Consider the following 21,447-nt stretch of genomic DNA (forward strand, 5'->3'; position numbering starts at 1 on the left):
TGTGAAGCGTTTTTCTCACTTGAGAAATGGTGACAGACTTTCCTTGTAGGGTAGGTTTCTTTGTAACCTCCCTGTTATAAAAATTTAAGCGCTAAGTGAATGAGTCAGAATTTAGGTTTTAAATTTTCTTAAGTAAGATGTGCTTGGATTTAGAGCATAACTTTTACGTTTCTGATAGTATTTATGAGAAGCGTACTTAGTGATGACTTCTTTGATAAAAGATTCAGAACCAAAAATTAAACCATAAGTAATTTGTGGCTGTTTGACGAGTAAGCCTCTTTCTCTCATTCTTTCTTCTATCATTGTTATATATTTTTTCTGCCTTTGCTTCATAGTCTTACCAAGGTTCATATAAATTTCATGATAGTCAACATCGATAAGACCTTCACCTGTTGTGTGCCGACTGTAGCTACTCCATTTCCACTCTTTTGGATGTTTGGTAACGTTGTTCCTCGTCATGTTAAGTTCAATATAAAATATTGTATTAAGTAGCTGACTTTCCGAGTCAATGATCGTTGAATAGAACCTCTCGCCCCAAAAATGTCCTGTGCGTTTGTGTCTACGGTTGTAGTTCTTTGCATACTCACCATTGATATATTGCATTATCTTTGACAGATTGTCTTCTACTGGAGTTGATATTAACAAATGGGTGTGGTTGCTGGTTATGCAGTAAGCGTGTAGCTTAAAAGAGTATTTTTCGCGGGCTTTTTCTATTACCTTTAAATATTCTATGAAATCCTCATCTTCTTTAAAATAGAAGTTTTTATTATCGCACCTTGTTGTTATGTGAAATAAACCATTGATCATTGATATTCTCGCTGGGCGCATTTGTTGTTTTCCTTCATAAAATAACTTTATTTAACTATATTATTCTATAAGTTCGTTTGACAAAACATACCGAATGCATCATTTGTTTTTAATGTAAAACACTAATAAAAAACAACTTAAAAACTTCCTCTCCTTTTGCTTTTTGAGCCTGGCACCGATATTATATTAAAAAAGACAACAAGTTACACCTGGCAAAGGAGTAGCTTGTTGTCTTTTTTTTTGGACTTATTTTCGTAATTCGGTTAGTTTTTTCGGTTAGTTCATAAAAAACACATCAAAACTCCCACCAAAGTTTGCAAAGCATAAACCTCATTTTGAATAAAAAAGAGGCATATTATGCTTAGAAAATCAAAAACAAAACCGATATATGAAGAAAAATACGCATATCGAGTTCACTTTTACTATAACAAAAAACAATATCGCTCTTCTTATATTGATAATCATTACGAAGCTAAAGCACTAGAACAAGAAGTTAATGAAATTGTTAGTGCTGTAAAAAGCTACGTAATTCTGTCGCCGGAAGATATTCGTATTGATAAGTATATTTTTTCAACCGCAATTAACCGTTATCACCAAGAATACCCACAACAACAAAACCAACTCTCAATAGGCCAACCTTGGATTTTTTCTTACTTTATTTTTTGCAGCCCTAAATTATTAGTCTTGTATTTCCATTCGTGATTATAGGATCTTTATTTTGTTTTTATGCTTTATTAAAGCGACTTTTGTAAAAAAATTGTCATAATTTTTTTTAGCCTTGGTTCAGCCAAAATACAAACAAATTACAATCGATAAACTTATACCCCTTAGCCAGATAAGAAAACAGCATGCTATAGCAGGTAGCACTATTTTTTATTTTCATTCTTTACAACAGTTGCTTGAACAGCTAGAAAAGTGCCTAACAAATGAATCAAGAAGAAAAATGCTATTGGACCGAAAATGAGGAAAGCGTGTCATTGTGATAAAATATCAATGGATAACAGTCTAAAATTACAGTATTATTAGTAGTTGCTTATGATACAATTTTTCGTTTTGATAAAGAATTTATTATAGCTAGGCAAAAAAGAGGTGTTATAGTCATTTTGCGATAAAAAGTACTTATTTTTTTAAGTTTAATTGTGTTATTAAGTAATATTTTTTGCACAAGATTTTACAAACTTGAAAATTCATTAACATGATTGGAGTATTAATGAGTCCATCACAGAGTAAAACCCCATTTGAAAATAAGATATCCAGTTATCATACATTATTTCCATCTCCAGGGAGTAAAATTTCTGCGAAGTCTCCTTCTGTCTTAAGTCCCGAGGCATATTTCGTTGATTTAATGCGTTTAATTGATCAATATATTGATCAATCGGAAGTCGCAGAGGGTTTATCTTTGAATGATAGACGAAGTGATTTATGGCAAATAAAGTTAGATCAGCAGGAAACATATACAGAAATTCCCTATATAGAAATAGTAAATCAGGTACTGCAAAAAAAATTGCAAAAACTTTTACAAGAAAATATTTGGCAATATTGTTGTACCACAGCCAATTATCCGTTTTGTCTGCCAAGCAATATATTATTAGAAGAAATTCGGTACAGTTTAGAGGCTTTCCAGTTAAGTTTAGCTAAAATTTATAGCTCTCTATATGTCGATTTTGAAGATGTGGCAAAAGAGATATTAAATCTCAGTAATGAGCGTTACGATCTCATTACAACTCCTACTGCTAGCGATATAAGCGACCAAGATATCGCTGATAGATATGGACTCTATTCTGGAGAAAATACTGAAGGACTCAGCAGCCAAACGCTGTTCTGTAAAAAAGCAGGGTTGGATGCAAATCAACTTGAAGAACTTGTTTTACAAAATACTCGGCAAAGTGAGGTAATTATAGGAAAAGATGTAGAGATCTCTGAAAATTTATACCTGCTTTTTATCAATAAGGAACTAGATGATCTCCAATACATAACCTTGAGTAAAGAGCTATTACAAATTACTGATGGTACTAGTACTCCACAATCTCTTGACAATGCAACTCTAGATCGTTTGCAGCGTTTTATTCGTTTAGCACAATCTCTTGAGTGGTCTTTTAGTGATCTCGATTGGACATTGTGTTCACTCAATGCTTCGGACATGGATACAAACTCAACTGATGAATTAGCCAAAATAAAAAAGCTTCAAGATACCTATGGACAATCACTAGAAGTTTTGTGTGCTTTATTCTCGGATATAAAAACCATCGGCATGGGAAAAAGTGGGCGTTCTCAGGCGATGTTTGACAAAATATTCAATCAGCCACAGTTTTTTTACGACCAAAGCCAAGCACCTTATCATCCAAGTTTTCCCGAAGGTGCTAGTAATGCCAATTCTTTATATCAAGATATTCCTTTAAACTTAGACTACAAAGAATCATCCGATGAAAATAGCCAGATTATTTCTAGTTTGTTAGGTTGTTTAAAATTACCAAGCCGTGACTTAGCTCTTATCATTCACCATCTAGTAAGTAACGATGGGTTTTCTGGTGTTGTTGAAACCAGTATACCTTTAACTGTGAAAAACCTTAGTGCTTTATATCGCTATAGCCAACTCCCTAAAATTTTATCTCTATCAATAGTCGACTTTTTAACATGGCTCAAGCTTATTGAAATACCAGTAATACAAAGTTTAAACGATCTTGTCGTTGTTTGTTTGCGTAGCGAGTGGTTAAAAAAATCGAAACTTACCGCTAGTCAAATAGATTATTTGATCAACAGTGTAGAGTCTTCTAGTGACAAAAATTTTGTCAAAGATAAGTTACAACACTTTCTCACAAATTTACAAAAATCTTCTCAATGCTGCCAGTTAAAACCATTAAGTTTTGTCCAATCGCAGATCAGTAAGGCACAATCGTTGCTAATTTTTCAGACACTAGTTGCTGTGCAAGTAATTAGTGAAGATGGAGTGGTTCTAATACCTCATTTAACCGAGCAAAATAAAAGTTATCTACAAAATCTATTTTTAGATATAAACTCCAATAGTGTAATTGAGATACTAAATAGCACTCGGAATCGACAAAATTCTCTGATTATCCAAAGCTTAGCAGACCTATATCAACTCTCGCCACAAGATATGACAGCAGCTAGCGCTGTTATGAAAAAAATGTATCCAGCATATGCAAACTTCAATGGTACAGATGCAGGATTTAGCGTACCTTACAGTACCGATTTACCATCTGACACGTTTTCGATCACCGGTTGGTTTTATTTAAATAAAACGAAACGTTATTTAAATAACGTTTCGTCGCAACAGTATATATTTTCTTGCCGATCCGGTTCTTCAGGCTACGAACTTTACATGGACAATGATGTCATTACATGTGAAGTGGGAAACTTTGGTAGCTTAAGTTGTGGAGAATGGTATCACTTCGCATTTGCATACGATGGTGAAAAAATCTACCTTTTCATAAATGGTGATTCGCGTGGGAATTTTGCAGATGCTTCGTTTACTTCCAATAAGAAGCCTTTAACCTTTGGCTATGACTCTAGTCAAGGAAGCTATTTAAACGGGAAACTTTCACAAATACGTATGTATAGCGACTGTCTTGATCAAGACCAAGTAAAGCAAGATATGAATTCCTTTGATTCTCCACCAACTACTGATAATTTAGTGGCGTGGTGGCCACTCAATGAAGGTTTTCAACAACAAGATTTGCGGGGAAACTTTTACTCGATAATACTTGATGCCAGTGACAATAATCACAACGGAAGATTTGTCGGAACCGATGATAATATTTGGAATAACTGTTACTTAAATCAGCTTCTTATCCAAAACAACACATCAACGCAACAGTTTTTTCTCGCATTAAACCATAGTACAGCATATGTAAAGTGGCTCAATCTTACTTTTACTGAAACAATGAGTTTTCTCGACAACCCTGTTCCTTTTGCTATAGATGTATTTAATCCACTTACAAAGCTAACTCTCAATAACATAACTGCCGTTGTTGATTTTCATCACCTAGTAAATAGTTTTGATGATACAGAGAATGCGCTACTGCAATATTTGGATTCATCGCAAGACGCAACTGACAATGACCAAGTAAAATTACTATCGCAAATAACCCACTGGGATTCAAAACAAATCAAGCTCATTGAAGATGCCATAGATGGCAATGGTAACTCAATATGGCCACAGGACCCATCTCAATATTTCAATACTATAAACGGTTTGTTATCGCTAACAGAAGTTTTTGGTATTGCCAACAAACTAGGTGTTGATATTCCTTTTTTGCTATACTTGAGAGCGCTATATAATTTGTCAGGAGATGATTGGTCGACATTTCAACAAGCCGTACAGATGGTCACTCAAGTAACTCATGCCAATGTCGACTTGAAACAAACTCAAAATATACAAGGATCTCTAGCAGAGAAAAAACGTGATTTACTCTGTGAATTACTTATCTGGGAATTAGGAAAAACATTCTCTGGCATCAATAACCAACAAGATTTATACGAATTTTTATTGATCGATGTACAGATGGCTAGTAATGTACAAATATCTTACTTAAAGCAAGGGTTAGATGCTTTACAATTGTACATCAATAGAATACAAAACAATCTCGAAGCAGGAGTCATAAACAATATTCCACCAGTGTGGTGGTCTTGGATGAGTAGTTACCGTGTATGGCAGGCAAATCGAGAGGTTTATCTAAATCCTGAAAATTACGTTGATCCAACTCTACGACAAGTTCAAAGCCCGCTTTTCCAAGATTTATCCAGTAAACTACTACAAAACTCGCTTGATGAAAAAACTCTAATCCAAATTTATGCCGATTATTTAAATGGGTTAAGTGAAATCGCTCATTTAAGGATTGTTGATAGCTACTGCATCGATATCCCAAGTTTTACAGGCGCAAGCGCAAACCAAGTAACAAAAAACCTATTCTTATTTGGTTGTACTTATTCAGATCCCCAAACATTTTATTTTCGCAATGGATTAATTGTAAATAGTACAAATGAAAGTGATGAAGCAAACATCAGTTGGACTCCTTGGGAGCAAATACCACTCTCGATCAACTCCAGATACATTACTCCTATTTACGCATTCAAAAAACTGTTTGTTTTTTGGGTAGAGCAAACGCAAAAGAATATTAGTAGTGATGGTACTAGTGTAAGCGTGACTGCTACAACTGCTACGATTAAATACTCTTGTCAAAAGGTCAGCCAAGGTTGGAGTCAACCACAAACATTAGCGTCTTATGTAATCAAAGTTACTAGTAATAATGAAACAGAAATGCCTGGTAACGTTTGTTTGTGCGGTTTTGATGCAAATAGTTCCTATGAAGATAGTGAAGAGTGGAATAAAGTTCGTTTGTTTTACTTACCTGCAACTGGAGTAGAAGTCGAACAAATTTTAGTGACTTTGGGAAATTGGGTTACACAAGGTACAACGGCTCTATCCTCAAACACCGTTGGTGATAGCAAGGAAGAAATTCGATTTAGTGATATGCTGAAGCGTGCTTCGACTAACGCTGCTAGTATCAACTCTTCGAACACTACTGGCAGCTCTTCTAATTATACAACCGTTGTTCCTGTTGTTACTTTAAGCGCTTCTTTTGTTAAGGAAGAGAGAGTTCTAAATAGTAGCTCGACTGGAGATCTTTGGTTTCTTTTTTCTCAAAAACCTACTCCTCTTTTTTCGGTAAACATTGAACAGGTTAAAAATCAGTGTAACTGGCTAGTCGCGAATACAACAAAAGAGTCATTTTTATTGCTGATGAGCTCTTCATTTCCACAAACTCAAGAGGCATTGACTCTTTCGTATAGCAATGATCAAGTTGTAATAGAATTATCTTTTCCCAATCAACAAGGAACTCCTAGTTATCAGTGTATTCGTCTATCTACCAGCGTGGTTGAAAATTTACAACAACTTCTATTCGTTGGTGGTATAGACAATATGCTACAATTGTCTTCTCAATTGCTTCCAGAGTATAATTTTGCTAGTTACTCTTATAACAACAACCTGATAAAACCTCCTAAAAAACTAATGAATTTTAATGGAGCATACGGTCTCTATTTTTGGGAACTTTTCTTCTATATTCCATGGTTAATTGCCAAGAATTTAAATGCCCAACAGAACTTTTCTCTAGCTCAGACTTGGTATAAGTATATCTTCAATCCAACCCAAATAGAAAACTTGCCTGAGCCTCCTTTTCCTCCTTATTTCGATGGTAATAACTATGTTGAAATCCCATACAATGATAAACAAAGTACAGAGGTTTTTTCTATTAGTGTATGGTTATATCCAACAAATAAAGACGAAAACAGTGATGTTTACCACTGTGTATACTGCTCTCGTTCGGCTGATTCTTTTTCGGGATTCTGCGTTTACTATCACATTAATGAAAATAATCAAGCACAGATGGAGTTTTGGCTAGGAAGTGGTACTCTATGGTACTCAATGGTTGTTAACTCCGTGGTGCCTACTCAAGAGTGGACTTTGTTTACAGGCGTTTATGATGGAGAATCAATTTATGCTTACATAAACGGTGTTCAAGCTACAGTTAACGGCACGGACAACAACTGTTGGGACATGAGTAATTACGAACCTCTAACCTCTACACACGATACCAATTTTTTTATTGGCTGCATTGATGATCAAACCAATAAATTCATAGGATATATTACCAATGTAGCTATTTATAATAGAGTTCTAAAGCCAACGGAAATCCAACAAATTTATCAAACAAACGAATTACCAATGGAAGATATTACTGGTTACTGGACTCCCCAAGATACAGTTCCACCAACAATCGAGCATACAGTACAGTCGCTAGATCAAACTACATTCTATGATATATCTGAAACTAAAAACAACGGAAGCTGTACAAACCCTAACTTTGTACAAGATCCAAATTGCCTTACATTTCGTCCTCAATTTAATGGCTCAAACTACATTGAAATCCCATACAATGATAAACAAAGTACACAAGCATTTTCTATAAGTTTGTGGTTTTATCCTACGGGCACAGATAATAGCAAAAACTATTGTCTATATTGTTCCGCATCTGAGAACATAGGCTATGCCCTTTACTACCATGATCAATCGTTAGTTCTTGCCATGGGAGAAAGTGCCCCAACTAACAGCTACTTTGCATCGGACACTAGCTATATATCAATCCCTCCAAATCAATGGACTTTTGCCACTATAACTTTTAGTAACTCACAAGCTAATCTTTATATAAACGGTAGCCTTGTAGGATTCGAAAATGGAAACTTCATGAGTGATGCTTACTATCAGCCATTGACAGCAGAAAATGATACCAATTTTTTGATTGGTCTTGATAATCCAACTTACTACGATGGTTATTTTGTTGGTTACATTTGTGGTGTTGCTTTGTATAGCAAGGCATTGAGCCCATCTGAAGTTAAACAAGCTTATCAAGCAGATCCATTAAAGATTGTTGGGCTTGTTGGTTACTGGCCACTGCAAGGAAGTACATCCAATGCAATACAAGTCAACCAAGAACAAAATCTTAGTTCGTTCCAAGATTATCATTTTGGTACAGACAATAAATGCTGGCAATTTGCACCTTTTTTACCGAGTCTGTACCAATTGAAATACATGACTTTAACCGATAATGTACAACTTCTTACTTACGAATATGATCCTTTTCAACCAGATGCCATAGCGCATTTACGTCCTGAGGCGTACCAAAAAACGATCGTCCTCGATTACGTTAACAACCTAATTAACTATGGTGATGCTCTATTTACCGAAGATTCGTGGGAAACTCTTACTGAAGCGACTTTGGAGTATACTCTAGCCAAGGAAATCATCGGCAAACTTCCACCAATCAGTGTTGTTGATATAGAGTCTGCTGTAACTTACCAAGATATTGATGATGCATTAGACCCTGTACCACCATTTTTGATAGACTTAACTAGCGAAAGTGTTAGTACTGATTATCCTAATTTGCCAGAATCCTGGCAAGGAGCTTTACAGAATTGGCTTAGTGTAAACAACGCTTATTTTTGGGTGCCTGGAAACAGACAAGTCGCTATCTACCAGAAGACCATTGCCGATCGCTTATACAAAATTCACCATGGACTCAACATTCAAGGACAACAGGAACAACCGGCTTTGTTCCAACCACCAATCAATCCAGAATCATTGGTTACCTCGGCATCGAGTTATGGCAATTTTCCGAGTACATCGAGCGAGAGTGTTTCTATACCAGCATATCGTTTTAGCTATTTGATTCAACAGGCTAAAAACATAGCAGCTCAAGCCAGCTCATTCGGAAATGCTCTACTCGCGGCTTTAGAAAAACAGGATGCAGAGGGGTTAGCGCAACTTAACGCCGCTAACCAAACGCAAATTTACAGTTTAATGACACAGATAAAAGCAGACCAAATCAATCAACTACAGTGCACCCAACAAAGTTTACAAGCCTCTTTAAGCAATGCGCAACTACAACAACAAACATACAGCCAATGGCTCGAAGAAGGTCTTTCTACTGAAGAGAAAGGATCTCTTGGCTCACTAGAAGCTGCTATGGAATTTATGGCTGCAAGTAATGTAATCTCTTACATTGCTTCTCCCTTGTATATGATACCTAATATTTTTGGCTTGGCAGATGGAGGAATGAACTATGGCGGTACGATTGAAGCTGTGGGAAGAGCATTTGCTGGAACAGCAAATCTTTTATCAACAAGTTCGCAACTTTTTTCAACCGTAGGGCAATTTGATAGAAGAGACGATGATTGGAATTTACAACTACAAATTGCGACAAATAGCATCAACGAAATCAATGCGCAACTAGAGGCAAATCAGTATGCTTTAGAAATTGTACAACAAGACTACAATGTCAATCAAACGCAAATTCAACAGTCGCAAAGCGTGCAAAATTATTTAACTTCAAAATTTACCAACCAAGAATTATATCAATGGATGGCTGGACAACTTTCTACACTTTATAATCAAGCATATCAGTTAGCATGTGATCTTGCAGTTATGGCACAAAATGCTTACCAATATGAATTGAGTAACACCGATAAATTCATCAACACCAGTTCATGGAATAGTCAATACCAAGGATTACTGGCTGCCGATGCTTTATCTCTATCTCTTGATCAACTAGAACAAGCGTACTTACAAAACCACCGTCGCAAATTAGAAATTCACAAAACAGTTTCATTACTACAACTAGACCCGCAAGCACTGCTAACACTCAAATGCTGTGGTAATTGTACATTTGATTTGAGAGAAATAGACTTTGATCTTGATTTTCCTGGTCACTACAATCGCCAAATCAAAAGTATCAGCATTTCGATACCAGCAATTGTTGGTCCTTACCAAAATATTCACGCTACTTTGACGCAAAATTACAATAAAGTTTTAATAAAACCTAGTGAAATAGATGTTAAAAGTCTATTACAAGAAGGCACTGCACAGGAAGGAAATACTCCGCAAGACGCTAGTGTTCGCAGCAATTGGAATTCAAACCAGGGAATTGCGATATCAAAAGGTGTCGACGACAGTGGATTATTTGTACTGAACTTTAATGACGAACGCTATTTGCCTTTTGAAGGAACAGGTGCTATTTCCTGCTGGACTTTAGATATGCCCAAAGCGAGCAATCAAATAGATTTTGAAAGTATATCAGATGTTATCATTGATGTCAGTTACACTGCCGATGATGGTGGTAGTACTTTTCGCAATACAGTGATCGCTACCAATATTGGGGATGAAGATAATCCGGTGTGTCCTCTACAGAATTATAGTGGGTCGAAGTATCTCAGTTTAAAACAAACTTTCGCTAATGCCTGGCACGCTTTTACTACTATGCCGGTAAATGAAGTATATAACTTAAATTTTGCTCTTGCCAATAAGATGTTTCCTCCTAATATTACAGAAATGACTTTAGGAAACAGTGGTCAAGTTTATCTAGTTCCTATTTTTACAGAAGCAACGATCGAACAGATAAAAAGTGGAAACATTTCCCTGCCCACAATTACCTTAAACTCTAATAACTGGAATAGCACGAACAAAACTGTAGCAATAGGAGAAAATGCAAGTCCCCCAACAAAATGGGAAATCCAAGTTTCCAATCTACAGCAGAGTTTATTGATTGCACAAACAGATGCGATCAATACCGAGTTATGGCAAGACATCGTATTAATTATTCCTTATAACGGTGGCTTGGATTGGGGGAGTACCAACAATGGAGAATAATAAAAGTTCGCAAAAAATTGAAGTGCCCTCTGTTTCTATGCCTAAAGGCGGCGGAGCGATGGAAAGCTTAGGTGACAGTTTTTCCTTGCAACAATTTTCAGGAGCAGGTTCATTTTCGATTCCTGTGCCATTGCCATCTTCTCGCGCTTTGACACCAAGTTTAACTGTTGCTTATAGCTCTGGAGGTGGCAACGGCCCCTTTGGTATGGGTTTTGCCATTAACATTGATAGCATTGTGCGTAGAACGAAAAACGGCGCACCGCGTTACGATGATAGTGATCAATTTCTACTGTCTGGCGCTAGTATTGTCGAAAAGCTTGAAAATAACAATGGTCAATGGCAAAAAATTGTTCATAACAAAGAAATCGACAACCAACAATGGCAGAGTAGAAAATACTGCTCACGCCACGAAGGCTCTTTTAGCTCTATAGAATATTGTATAAATCTCACTACATATGAATCATTCTGGATGGTTCTTAGCGCTGACAATATTACCCACGTTTATGGCAAAAGCGCAAACAGTCGTATTGCTGATCCAGCAAATCCACAACATATATTTGAATGGCTACTCGAAGAGATATATGACAGTAAAGGAAATCGCGTTACCTATCAATATAAAGCAGAAGATAACTGTGGATTAGCGGCTCAATGTTTTGAAGTGGGCCGAGAAGTAAGTGCTAATCGCTACCTCGAAAAAATTTGTTATGGAAATTACACTATTTCAGGCGAGGATTCTTTTGCCTTTCAAGTTGTTTTTGACTATGGCGAATATGATTTATCAGATCCAGAGGCTGCGCCGCAAACATGGGATATTAGACCAGATCCATTTTCTTCTTATCGCAGTGGTTTTGAAATACGTACGCAACGCCTGTGCCAAAACATCTTGATCTACCATCAATTTATCGATCAACACTCAGGAGAGCCATTTTTAGTAAAATCCTTGAGTTTTGGTTACGAAATTGAAAGTGGCATGAGTTTTCTAAAGAAAGTGATAGAAAAAGGTTTTCTCAAAAACAACGATGGTAACTACATTCATCAACAAATACCAGCAACGGAACTTACTTACAATAAATTTTCTCCTAAAGGTCATCGTTATGAAGAGTTGCAAGTAGTTGGAGGAAAAAATTTTCCTGGATACTTAGCTACAAGTCAATACCAAACGATTGACTTAAATGGTGAAGGCATTGCTGGTTTATTGAAAATCAATGACGGCACAGCTCTTTACTGGGAACCATTAGGTAAAGGATGTTATGGATTTCCTCAGCCTCTAAAGCATTTTCCGAGTGAACAACAAACGGAGCAAACTCACTTTGCTTCGTTAAACGCCAATGGTGTATTGGATATAGTTGTCAATAAAACCGAGCGTGGAGGTTACTACAGCAATATAACGAAAGAACATTGGGATTCATATCGTGAATTTTCTTCGCGTCCTTATGATATGGCAAATGAAAAAACACAGCAAGTAGACTTAAATGGCGATGGTCGTGCTGACATTCTTGTGTGGCAAGAGAACTATTTAAAGTTTTATCCTTCCTTGGGAAAAGAAGGTTACGGACAAGCGCAGCTTGTACCTCTTAACAACGATTTTCCAGCAGTTGATAGTGAATATAAACAACAGCTCTTAAGTTTTTCTGACATGTTTGGCGATGGCTTGATGCATCGCGTTCGTATTCGTAGTGGTTCGGTAGAAGTATGGCCGAACCTTGGTCATGGTAACTTTGGCGATAAAGTAACCTTTGCCAATGCTCCTCATTTCGGAGATGATTTTGACAGTAAAAGGCTATTTCTTAGCGATATTGATGGTTCTGGTACAACAGATTTAGTCTATGTTAATAACGACTGCATGCATATCTATTTCAATAGAAGTGGCAATAGTTTTAGCAAAGCTGTACGTATACAACTGCCAGCTCCTTTTGACAACTTATCGCAAATCAATTTTTGTGATGTTTTAGGCAATGGCACGAGTTGTTTGGTTTTGACGCGTTTAGAACCGAATGTTGTACATTTTTACTACGACTTTTGCAACAATAGTAAACCTTACTTGCTCAATAACATTAATAACAATCAAGGATTATCAACCTCACTTACTTACTCTACAACTGTAAAACAATATCTTAAAGATAAACGTGATGGACGAACATGGCCAACAAAATTGTTTTTTCCGATGCATATAGTAGAAAAAATAGAGAATTATGATGAAACTACCCAAGCGAAATATGTTAGTAAATATCGCTACCATGATGGCTACTATGATCCCGAAGAAAGAGAGTTTCGTGGTTTTGGCTTTATTGAAAGTTGGGACACAGAACACTATGAAGAGTTTTCGATCGGAAAAACGAATATCTCAAATGCGTTAAACACAGAGCTTCATGTTCCTCCTGTGTATACTAAATCGTGGTATCACACCGGAAATTTTATTGAGTCGCCAGCAACATTAGCACAGTATCGCGAAGAATATTGGCAAGAAGATGATAAAGCTGTTATTGCTCCAGGACAAATATTCTCTAGTGAAATTTTCGGCCAAGGTGGAGAAGTGGTACGTCAGGCTTATGTTGCACTTGAAGGGCAACTTTTGCGCCAAGAAATCTATGGTCTTGACGACTCAGAAGTTGCCAAAAACCCTTACTCTGTATCGGAAACCACGACTAAAGTGCGTATGTTGCAGCCGCGGCAACAAAACTTATACGCTGTTTTTATGAGCTACACACAACAAGTATTGGAATACCATTACGAACGAGATCCTAGTGATCCACGTGTTTCACAGCAAGTTACTCTTGAAGTAGATGGGTACGGAAATGTCAAAAGTAATATAACTGTTTCTTATCCTCGTCGCAGCAATGCGCAAAATGTATACCCAGAGCAAACAAAGCTAAAAGCAGTGTTGACAGAAACATCGTACATCAATCACTTGCAAACTACAGCCGAGCCATATCGTTTATTAGGCGTTGCTTACCAAAGTAAAAATTACCAGATAGGTGGATTGTCTATTCCTGAAGATAGTATTGGATTCTTCGAACAACTAGAACATGCAGCTGTTACAGCACTACAAAATCCTATCAATATAGATGATGTGCTTGGACACACAGCACCTGATGGGCCGTGGAGTCGTTTATTATCGTGGAATCGTTCATATTTCTGGAATGATAACCAAGATGCGGCGCTTGCTTTGGGAGAAATCTCTACTCAGGCACTGCTTCATCATACGGAACAAGCAACGATTACCACAGATATGATTACCGAAGTGTTTGCCTCTAAGGTCACTGATGAAATGCTCAATAACGACTGTGGATATATGTTAGATGGTGATTTGTGGTGGAACCGTGGTTTGATCCAATACTACAACAATACTGATAGTTTTTACTTGCCATCACAAACGGATGGCGCTTTTGATGGTGTTGATGCTGCAAGTCACCTCAATCCGTGCACAATAATAAACTACGACTCTTATTTTCTACTAGCTACTTCTATCTCACAAGTATTGAGTGATGACATCACAATTGAACAACTAGTAGTAAATGACTATCGCGTAATGAGTCCATGGCAAATTACAGACGCAAACCAAAATACCAGTGAAGTGCTGTTTGACTGCTTAGGTATGGTTATCGCCACAAGTTCATACGGTACAGTTGCTGGAAAGCCAGCAGGTGATTACCCTTTAAGTAGTTATAACATAATTGCTGCTAGTTTTAACGAAGTGATTTCTGAACCGCAAAAATATTTGCAAAATGCCACCACTTACTTTTTTTACGATCTTTTTGCGTGGCAGTTACATCAGCAACCTATTTGTGCTGTAAGTTTAACGCGCCAGTTCCACGTTTATCAATTACCACAAAATGGGCAGAGCCCGATACAAATAGCCGTAGCTTACCACGATGGTACAGGGAACGCGCTAGAAACCAAGGCATTACAAGAATCAAAATGGATTGTCAGTGGACGCACTGTTTATAACAATAAAGGAGCAGCTACCCAGCAATATCTTCCTTATTATTCCGATAATCCGAATTATGAGAATCAAAGTGAGATTCAAAATGATACCTCATTTATTCCTCCAAGTATCTTGCATTACGATTCTTTAGGACGCGTAGTGCGTTCTGATAGCCCGAAAGGCTTTTTCTCAAAAGTAGAGTTTTCACCGTGGCAAGTATCTTCTTATGATTACAACGATACAGTAACTAGCTCGTTCTATTTTCAAAACTTTATGCAAAAATACAACGAATTTATGTCCACCTTTCCCACACAGCCAAATCAAAAACAACAAGCGCAGAAGAAATACTTAGACAATGAAAAAAGCGCTCTCGACAAAGCAACTGTTTTTTGTGATACACCAACCACCGCAATTTTAGACAACTTGGGACAAACTGTTCGCACACTGCAAGATAACCTCCAAGAATCCTTACTGACAACACTTTTCACATTGGATATCCAAGGACGAGAAATTTTTGCCGTCGACCCACGTTTGTTTCAAAATGAAAGCGAACAATATAATTTCCACTATGTTTATGACATTATGGGAAATAAAATCTACACAGACAGTGTAGATGCTGGAAAAAATTGGACTTTAGTTGATATTTTTGGCAATCAGATACATACTTGGAACACCAGGAATTTTCACATCACCAAAAGTTACGATCGCTTACAACGTCCTACACAAAAACAAGTTGTTGGTGGAGATGAGTCTGGCATAGAAAATTTGAATTACTTTCCTCAACCAATTGTTCCTGAGCTCATTATATATGGTGAAGAACAAGAAAATGCCATAGAAAATAATCTAATAGGACAAGTATACAAATACTATGACCAGGCAGGATTAAAAATAGCAAAATTATACGAATTACAAGGCAAAACAATTGCCAGTGCTCAATATATTAGAGATGATATTAACGTAGAAGCTAACTGGACATCTAGTGCGCAAAATGATATTGACAGCCAACAATATTTTACCAGTAGGGTAATATACAATGCCTTGGGACAAACAATTGCAAATATTACCCCTGACAATAGTATTCAATACACTAGCTATAACCTCACTGGGCAAATTACATCTGTCCAAGCAGCATTACAAGCAACTATTGATACAACAAAACAAATAGATCCTACACAAATCCCGATGCAGACTTTTGTTAGTAATGTACAATACGATGCTAATGGTCAGTCGATACAAATAGAATATGGCAATGGCATTACTAGCTATTATCACTATGAACCCACTACCCAAAAACTTGCACATCTGATTAGTGAAAAAGACGGTGTTCCTGTGCAAAGTTTATCCTACACATACGATCCGATGGGTCACATGACACTTTTAGAAAACAATACCGAAGCAACTGTATTTTCTAACAATTCGAAAGTAGATGCTTGTAGCGACTATACTTATGATGGTCTCTATCGCTTAATCCAAGCAACTGGTAGGCAACATCCGGCGTTACAAGGAGCTTTCGTAAATGCACAGAAAAAAACAGATAGTTTAAAGAACCTCTTGGGTCAAGAAAATATCAACAATGGACAACAGTTAGAAAACTATACAGAAACTTATCAATACGACGATGCGGGAAATTTGAAAACTTTGAGTCATGTTGTGCAATCCAATGCCAAATCTTTTACCCGAAATCTAGCAATTGCAACAGATTCCAACCGCTTAACGCAAACGACTATTGGGAGCTCTTCAAATACACAGACTGTCGGCTATAGCTATGATGCCAACGGAAACGCACAAAGTTTTGGCAATTCGTGCGACATTATTTGGAATTATCGCGATAACATTGCTCAAATAAATGTTATTACGCGGTATTCTGGTAATAACGACAGCCAAAGTTATCTCTACGATGCCGGTGGTAATAGAATTCTCAAGAGAACAACGCGTGTTATTAGTATCGACAATGAGATCACTGAGACCGAAGATAAAATTTATCTTGGAACTTATGAATGTAAAAAAGTATATAGCGAGCAAGGACTTATTTTACAACGAGAAAGTTTGAACATTGCTACTAAAACAAGGGTATGTCTAGTGCATAGCTGGAACCAAGACGAATTACAACGAGAGACAAATGATATTTCTACAAAAAAATATCGTTACCAATTAAGTAATGACAGTAAATCGGTCAACTTGGAAGTGGATGAAAATGGCTCAGTCATTAGTTATGAAGAATATTTTCCCTATGGAAGAACGGCTTTTCGTTTAGGTAATAATGCTATAGATGTGAAAACAAAGGAGTATTGCTATTCTGGAAAAGAACAGGACGAGCTTACAGGGCTTTATTACTATGGGATGCGGTACTATCCATGTTGGCTAGGACGCTGGATTAATCCAGATCCTGCAAGAACAGTTGACGGTCTAAACTTGTATGCTTTTGTCGGTGGTAATCCAATTGGCTATCAGGATATAGGAGGAATGGGAAAAAAGAAATCGCAGCAAAAGTGTAGCATTTGTCAGCAAAAAGGACATAACAAAAGAGAATGTTCAAATTCAGATTCTGGATATGATGGCGATGTCGAAACTCACGCATTTGGAGGAAACCAAAGCAGAGTAAACCTGAGATTAAAGGAAGGAGAAGCATATGATAAGACTATAAAAAAAACAAAGTGGGTAGTAAGCCGTGGTTATATGCGCTCAAAAAGAAAAATGACAACTGAAGAACAGCTTCCTAGACACATTGCATCAGTATTGAATGCTAACTATAAAGTGACAGAAGTTCAAGCAGCTATCAACTTTCAAGAGAAAAAGATAACAATAGCATCAAACAAAGAAGGAATCTTGATAAACCAACATTTAAGAACCTTAAAAGATATAAAAGAGCTGGCAGAAAAAACACCCAAAAACGGTAAAATTGGACGACATGCAAAAAAATTAGCGAAACTATCTGAAGAATATGAAAAGATCGAATTGGAAATAATAACTGGAAAAGAAGGGCAACATGGAGAAACAAAAATAGCAGATGAATACCCTGAGTTAATTGGTCACATCCATGGTACAATGCGACCATGCTATTGTTGTACGCTTTATCAAATGCATGAATCTTCAGAATTTAAACGTAAAGTACAAGGTGGAAAGATAACCGTCGGGGCTGAATGGCCTAGTAAAGCCAGTAATATGTCAATTGAAGATATGGGCGATCTTAAGGAAGAAAGAGCTATATTAGATAAAATCCTTACTGCTCTTACTGAGAATTTCGAAGAAGATGGAGTGACATTTCCATGGCAAACAAATAGCGATTCAGAGAGTGACAGTGAAAATTTTGGAGGTTACTCAAGCGATGTAGCTTTGAAACTTGATAAGAATAGCTAGAGAGAGCGTTCTACAGATTACACAATGGTAGCAGTTATAAATAAAAGAGTACTACAAAGAATAGAGCAGTTTCACTAGGGAATTTTGCGCTTTTCAAGTAGTAGCAAATAGTTGTGCAATATTAAAAAGAGTGTCGGACTTAGTGTGTCATGAACTTTATCACATCGAAATTAAGATCGCAAGGCTCGACTGCTTTCTCTTTCTTTGCTTTTGATATTTCATTTTTTATTGTATGTAAATTTAAAAGGAGTTTGCGATGTCAAAAAAATTAAGCGGTTATATTCTTTACATTCGTCCGATGTGCCCTTTTTGCTGGAAAGTACTCATAGCAATAAAAAAAAGAGGGCTACACATAGAAACGCGTAATAGATGGATTCCCAAATATGGAAGAGAACTAGTAAAAGGTGGTAGGAAAAAGATGGTTCCTTGTCTCAAGCATCCTAATGGCAATATGAAAGCGATGATATCATTGCTTTTTTAGATAAAAGTTTCGAAAAGAGAGTGTCAGACTTGAATGCCATTCAGTTAAGCTTAACCGAGATTTAGTGTGCGGCTTCTAAGCCGCAATAATAAAAGCTTGAGAGTTAATATCATTTTGAGAAATTTTTGCAAAAATTCGCCGTATATGCCATAAATACTTGCATTTTGGGGTCAGATGAACTTGAAAATTTAGAACATAGTGAATAGAATATTCAGAAAATAAATGATGAAGCGTCATATCAGGTTGAAAATTTTACAAAAAATGGTGGGGAATAAAATGGCTTGGTTTGTTCAATCTCAAAAAGACAAAAGTGTTTTTGGACCATATACAGAAGAAATCTTACAGTATTATATTCTTCAAGGGAAGATAAATCAAAATTATCAGATATCCCAAGACAAAAAAATATGGATTAGTGTTGAAAATTGGAAACAAAATCAACAAAAAAGCATTGGTAAGTACCGAATTATTAATGAACTTGGTCGTGGAGGAATGGGAGTTGTTTATCTTGCATATGATCCAAATTTACAAAGAAAATGTGCTCTAAAAGTAGTTTTAGACCACAATGATAATAGTATAAAACGTTTCCAATCAGAAGCAAAAGCCGTAGCAAAAATCCAGCACCCTAACATTATTCGCATATACGATATATGTGAAACTCCTTGTCACTTTTTTGTCATGGATTACGTTGAAGGACTACCTTTAAATCGATATACCGTCACATTATCTATAGAGGAAAAACTACAATTATTCAAGAAAATATGCGCCGCGATTCAGTATGCTCATGACCAAAATATATTACATCGCGACTTAAAACCTGAGAATATTTTGGTTCGTGATAATGGTGAGCCTGTTATTGTAGATTTCGGATTAGCTAAAAATATAAAAGAAGAAGATAACTTAACAAAAACAGGTGAAATTTTTGGGAGTTTAAAGTACATGGCCCCTGAAATTGCTCGCGCTAAAAAAGGTACAGAGCAAGTAGACGTTTACGCATTAGGCGTGATACTATATGAAATGTTAACAGGGCGGGTTCCTTTTGATGGAGAAAATCGCATAGAACTGTTATATCAATTAATGACATCAGAACCTATCCATCCTTCTCGCCTTAACACATCTATTCCAAAAGAAGGTCCTCTTGAGACCATCTGCATGAAAGCACTTGAGAAACAACCAGAGAAAAGAATTTCATCCGTGGAGTTTTTGCATGAAGAAATACAGCTTTATTTAAACGGAGATCTAATACGTTTAAAACCTCCGACAAAATGGCGAAAAAGTATAAAATTTGTGAAAGAGCACTATGTGGCGATATCACTAACATCTTGTATAATGTTTTGTATTTCCTTTAGTTACTTCTGGTCACTAGAAAAAGAAAAGAAACTGAGACAAAGTCAGGAGATTTCGAGCTCGGAAGAAATTTTTTACGCAAATAACGAACTTCGAAAAAGAAGTAAAGATACTATGAATAAATATTTTTCTTCTCGGAGGCAAGACCAATTTTTTCATTTATCTGTACTGAAAAAATATGAAGATCTTGAAAAAAAAATAAAAACCGAAGGTAAACTACACAGCGAATACGAAAAAAATCGCTTCGCTTATGCCCAGATCTAAAAAGAACCAAAATAAAAGAAATATCTTTTTAAAGAGTAAAAAGCAATGGTTCTCTAACAAAGAAAAATATCTTCAAGAAAATAAGCGTTACTATCGACGTTTAAATAATCACCTGAAGTTTTCTCTTCTACCAAATTTTCCTATACGAAAAAGCTTTTCTCTTATAGAAAGCTCTACGCGCGCATTTTCTTCTAGAAGGGGCAAGTATATAGTCCAAAAGGACCTCAACGAAAATTGGTTAATATGGAAAAGGCCTTTTTCACAATGAAACACAGAGATTTGCTATTGCTGATGAATATGGATATGTTCGGATATATCAAAATTTTAAAGATAAAGAATCCATGATGAGTTTTAAAGTTTATGGGAAACCATTAAAGCTTTCGTTTCATCCTAAAGGGGACTATATTGCTATCTTTACAAATAATGATGTATATATTTGGGATATAGATACTTACAGTCTAGAAAGTAACACCCGGAACGATCTTTTCAAAATATATAAGGGATATCTAAAATACTCTAGTTGTAACTTTACACCTGACTGGAAAAAAGTTTATTTTTCGTCGGCTGGATCAATTATTGCGGTTAATCAACCATACTTCGTAAGCCAAAAGGCTTTTGAAGAACAAATTCGCAAAGTAAATGTTTCAAAATCCGAAACAGGTAGTTTTTTTGAGCATAAAAATGAAATAGAAAATCTATTTAACAAAAAATAAGGGGTGTTAGTAAGAAACTCCTGCAAATTTCTAAGTGACAGACTCAAATAAAAGATAAGTCTGGTACCAGGATTTTTTTTGGAAAACGCTCGCCATACTCTCTTTAGCTTGCTTTTTCCACCTTGAGATTAATATCGTTAACACGTTATATTTATTACTTAGTTCTTACAGCGTTTTTTCTTCTTTTAGGGCTTCCAGTGCTACTTTGGCTTTGAACTCTTTACTGTAACTATTTACTGTAACTATTTCACTTTCTCGCCATTTCTATTTACTCCTCCTTTTTAGCACTGTATTATATCTTATTTACGCTGCTTTTTGGGTTGTATTTTCCGTT

Annotated in this window: 7 protein-coding genes; 6 read left to right on the plus strand and 1 reads right to left on the minus strand. The window is 36.4% G+C overall.

All coding sequences use genetic code 11. From position 1 onward, the window contains the following. Positions 1-111: 111 nt before the first annotated feature. The gene (locus UABHE_RS20630) at positions 112-828 is read right to left on the minus strand and encodes a transposase (RefSeq protein ID WP_372365159.1); all 717 of its coding nucleotides are present in this window, start codon (positions 826-828) and stop codon (positions 112-114) included. Positions 829-1,164: 336 nt separating this feature from the next. Here UABHE_RS20630 and UABHE_RS20635 point away from each other — a divergent pair, with 336 nt between their 5' ends. The 6 genes from UABHE_RS20635 to UABHE_RS20660 all read left to right on the plus strand — a co-directional run bounded on the left by UABHE_RS20635 (position 1,165) and on the right by UABHE_RS20660 (position 21,113). After that, the gene (locus UABHE_RS20635) at positions 1,165-1,509 is read left to right on the plus strand and encodes a hypothetical protein (protein ID WP_372365160.1); all 345 of its coding nucleotides are present in this window, start codon (positions 1,165-1,167) and stop codon (positions 1,507-1,509) included. 508 nt (positions 1,510-2,017) lie between these two features. Further along, entirely contained in the window at positions 2,018-11,029 is a 9,012-nt protein-coding gene (locus tag UABHE_RS20640; protein ID WP_372365161.1) for a LamG-like jellyroll fold domain-containing protein, read from the plus strand. Further along, positions 11,019-18,311: a SpvB/TcaC N-terminal domain-containing protein gene (locus UABHE_RS20645; protein ID WP_372365162.1), complete on the plus strand. Its 7,293-nt coding sequence runs from the start codon at positions 11,019-11,021 to the stop codon at positions 18,309-18,311. The genes UABHE_RS20640 and UABHE_RS20645 overlap by 11 nt, the downstream gene beginning before the upstream one ends. A 256-nt stretch (positions 18,312-18,567) precedes the next feature. Next, positions 18,568-18,792, plus strand: a complete 225-nt coding sequence (locus UABHE_RS20650; protein ID WP_372365164.1) for a glutathione S-transferase N-terminal domain-containing protein — start codon at positions 18,568-18,570, stop codon at positions 18,790-18,792. Between the two features lie 276 nt (positions 18,793-19,068). Then, positions 19,069-20,400, plus strand: coding sequence for a serine/threonine protein kinase (locus UABHE_RS20655; RefSeq protein ID WP_372365166.1), 1,332 nt, complete (start codon positions 19,069-19,071; stop codon positions 20,398-20,400). A gap of 341 nt (positions 20,401-20,741) precedes the next feature. Continuing rightward, the gene (locus UABHE_RS20660) at positions 20,742-21,113 is read left to right on the plus strand and encodes a hypothetical protein (RefSeq protein WP_372365167.1); all 372 of its coding nucleotides are present in this window, start codon (positions 20,742-20,744) and stop codon (positions 21,111-21,113) included. Positions 21,114-21,447 lie beyond the last annotated feature (334 nt).

This window comes from Candidatus Uabimicrobium helgolandensis (assembly GCF_041508025.1).
GTDB classification, from domain to species: Bacteria; Planctomycetota; Uabimicrobiia; order Uabimicrobiales; family Uabimicrobiaceae; genus Uabimicrobium; species Uabimicrobium helgolandensis.

Bases quoted from the DNA above. Each gene is read 5' to 3' on its own strand.
- UABHE_RS20645 (WP_372365162.1), top strand. From the start codon at position 11,019: ATGGAGAATAATAAAAGTTCGCAAAAAATTGAAGTGCCCTCTGTTTCT.
- UABHE_RS20650 (WP_372365164.1), top strand. From the start codon at position 18,568: ATGTCAAAAAAATTAAGCGGTTATATTCTTTACATTCGTCCGATGTGC.
- UABHE_RS20660 (WP_372365167.1), top strand. From the start codon at position 20,742: ATGATGAGTTTTAAAGTTTATGGGAAACCATTAAAGCTTTCGTTTCAT.
- UABHE_RS20630 (WP_372365159.1), bottom strand. From the start codon at position 828: ATGCGCCCAGCGAGAATATCAATGATCAATGGTTTATTTCACATAACA.
- UABHE_RS20640 (WP_372365161.1), top strand. From the start codon at position 2,018: ATGAGTCCATCACAGAGTAAAACCCCATTTGAAAATAAGATATCCAGT.
- UABHE_RS20635 (WP_372365160.1), top strand. From the start codon at position 1,165: ATGCTTAGAAAATCAAAAACAAAACCGATATATGAAGAAAAATACGCA.
- UABHE_RS20655 (WP_372365166.1), top strand. From the start codon at position 19,069: ATGGCTTGGTTTGTTCAATCTCAAAAAGACAAAAGTGTTTTTGGACCA.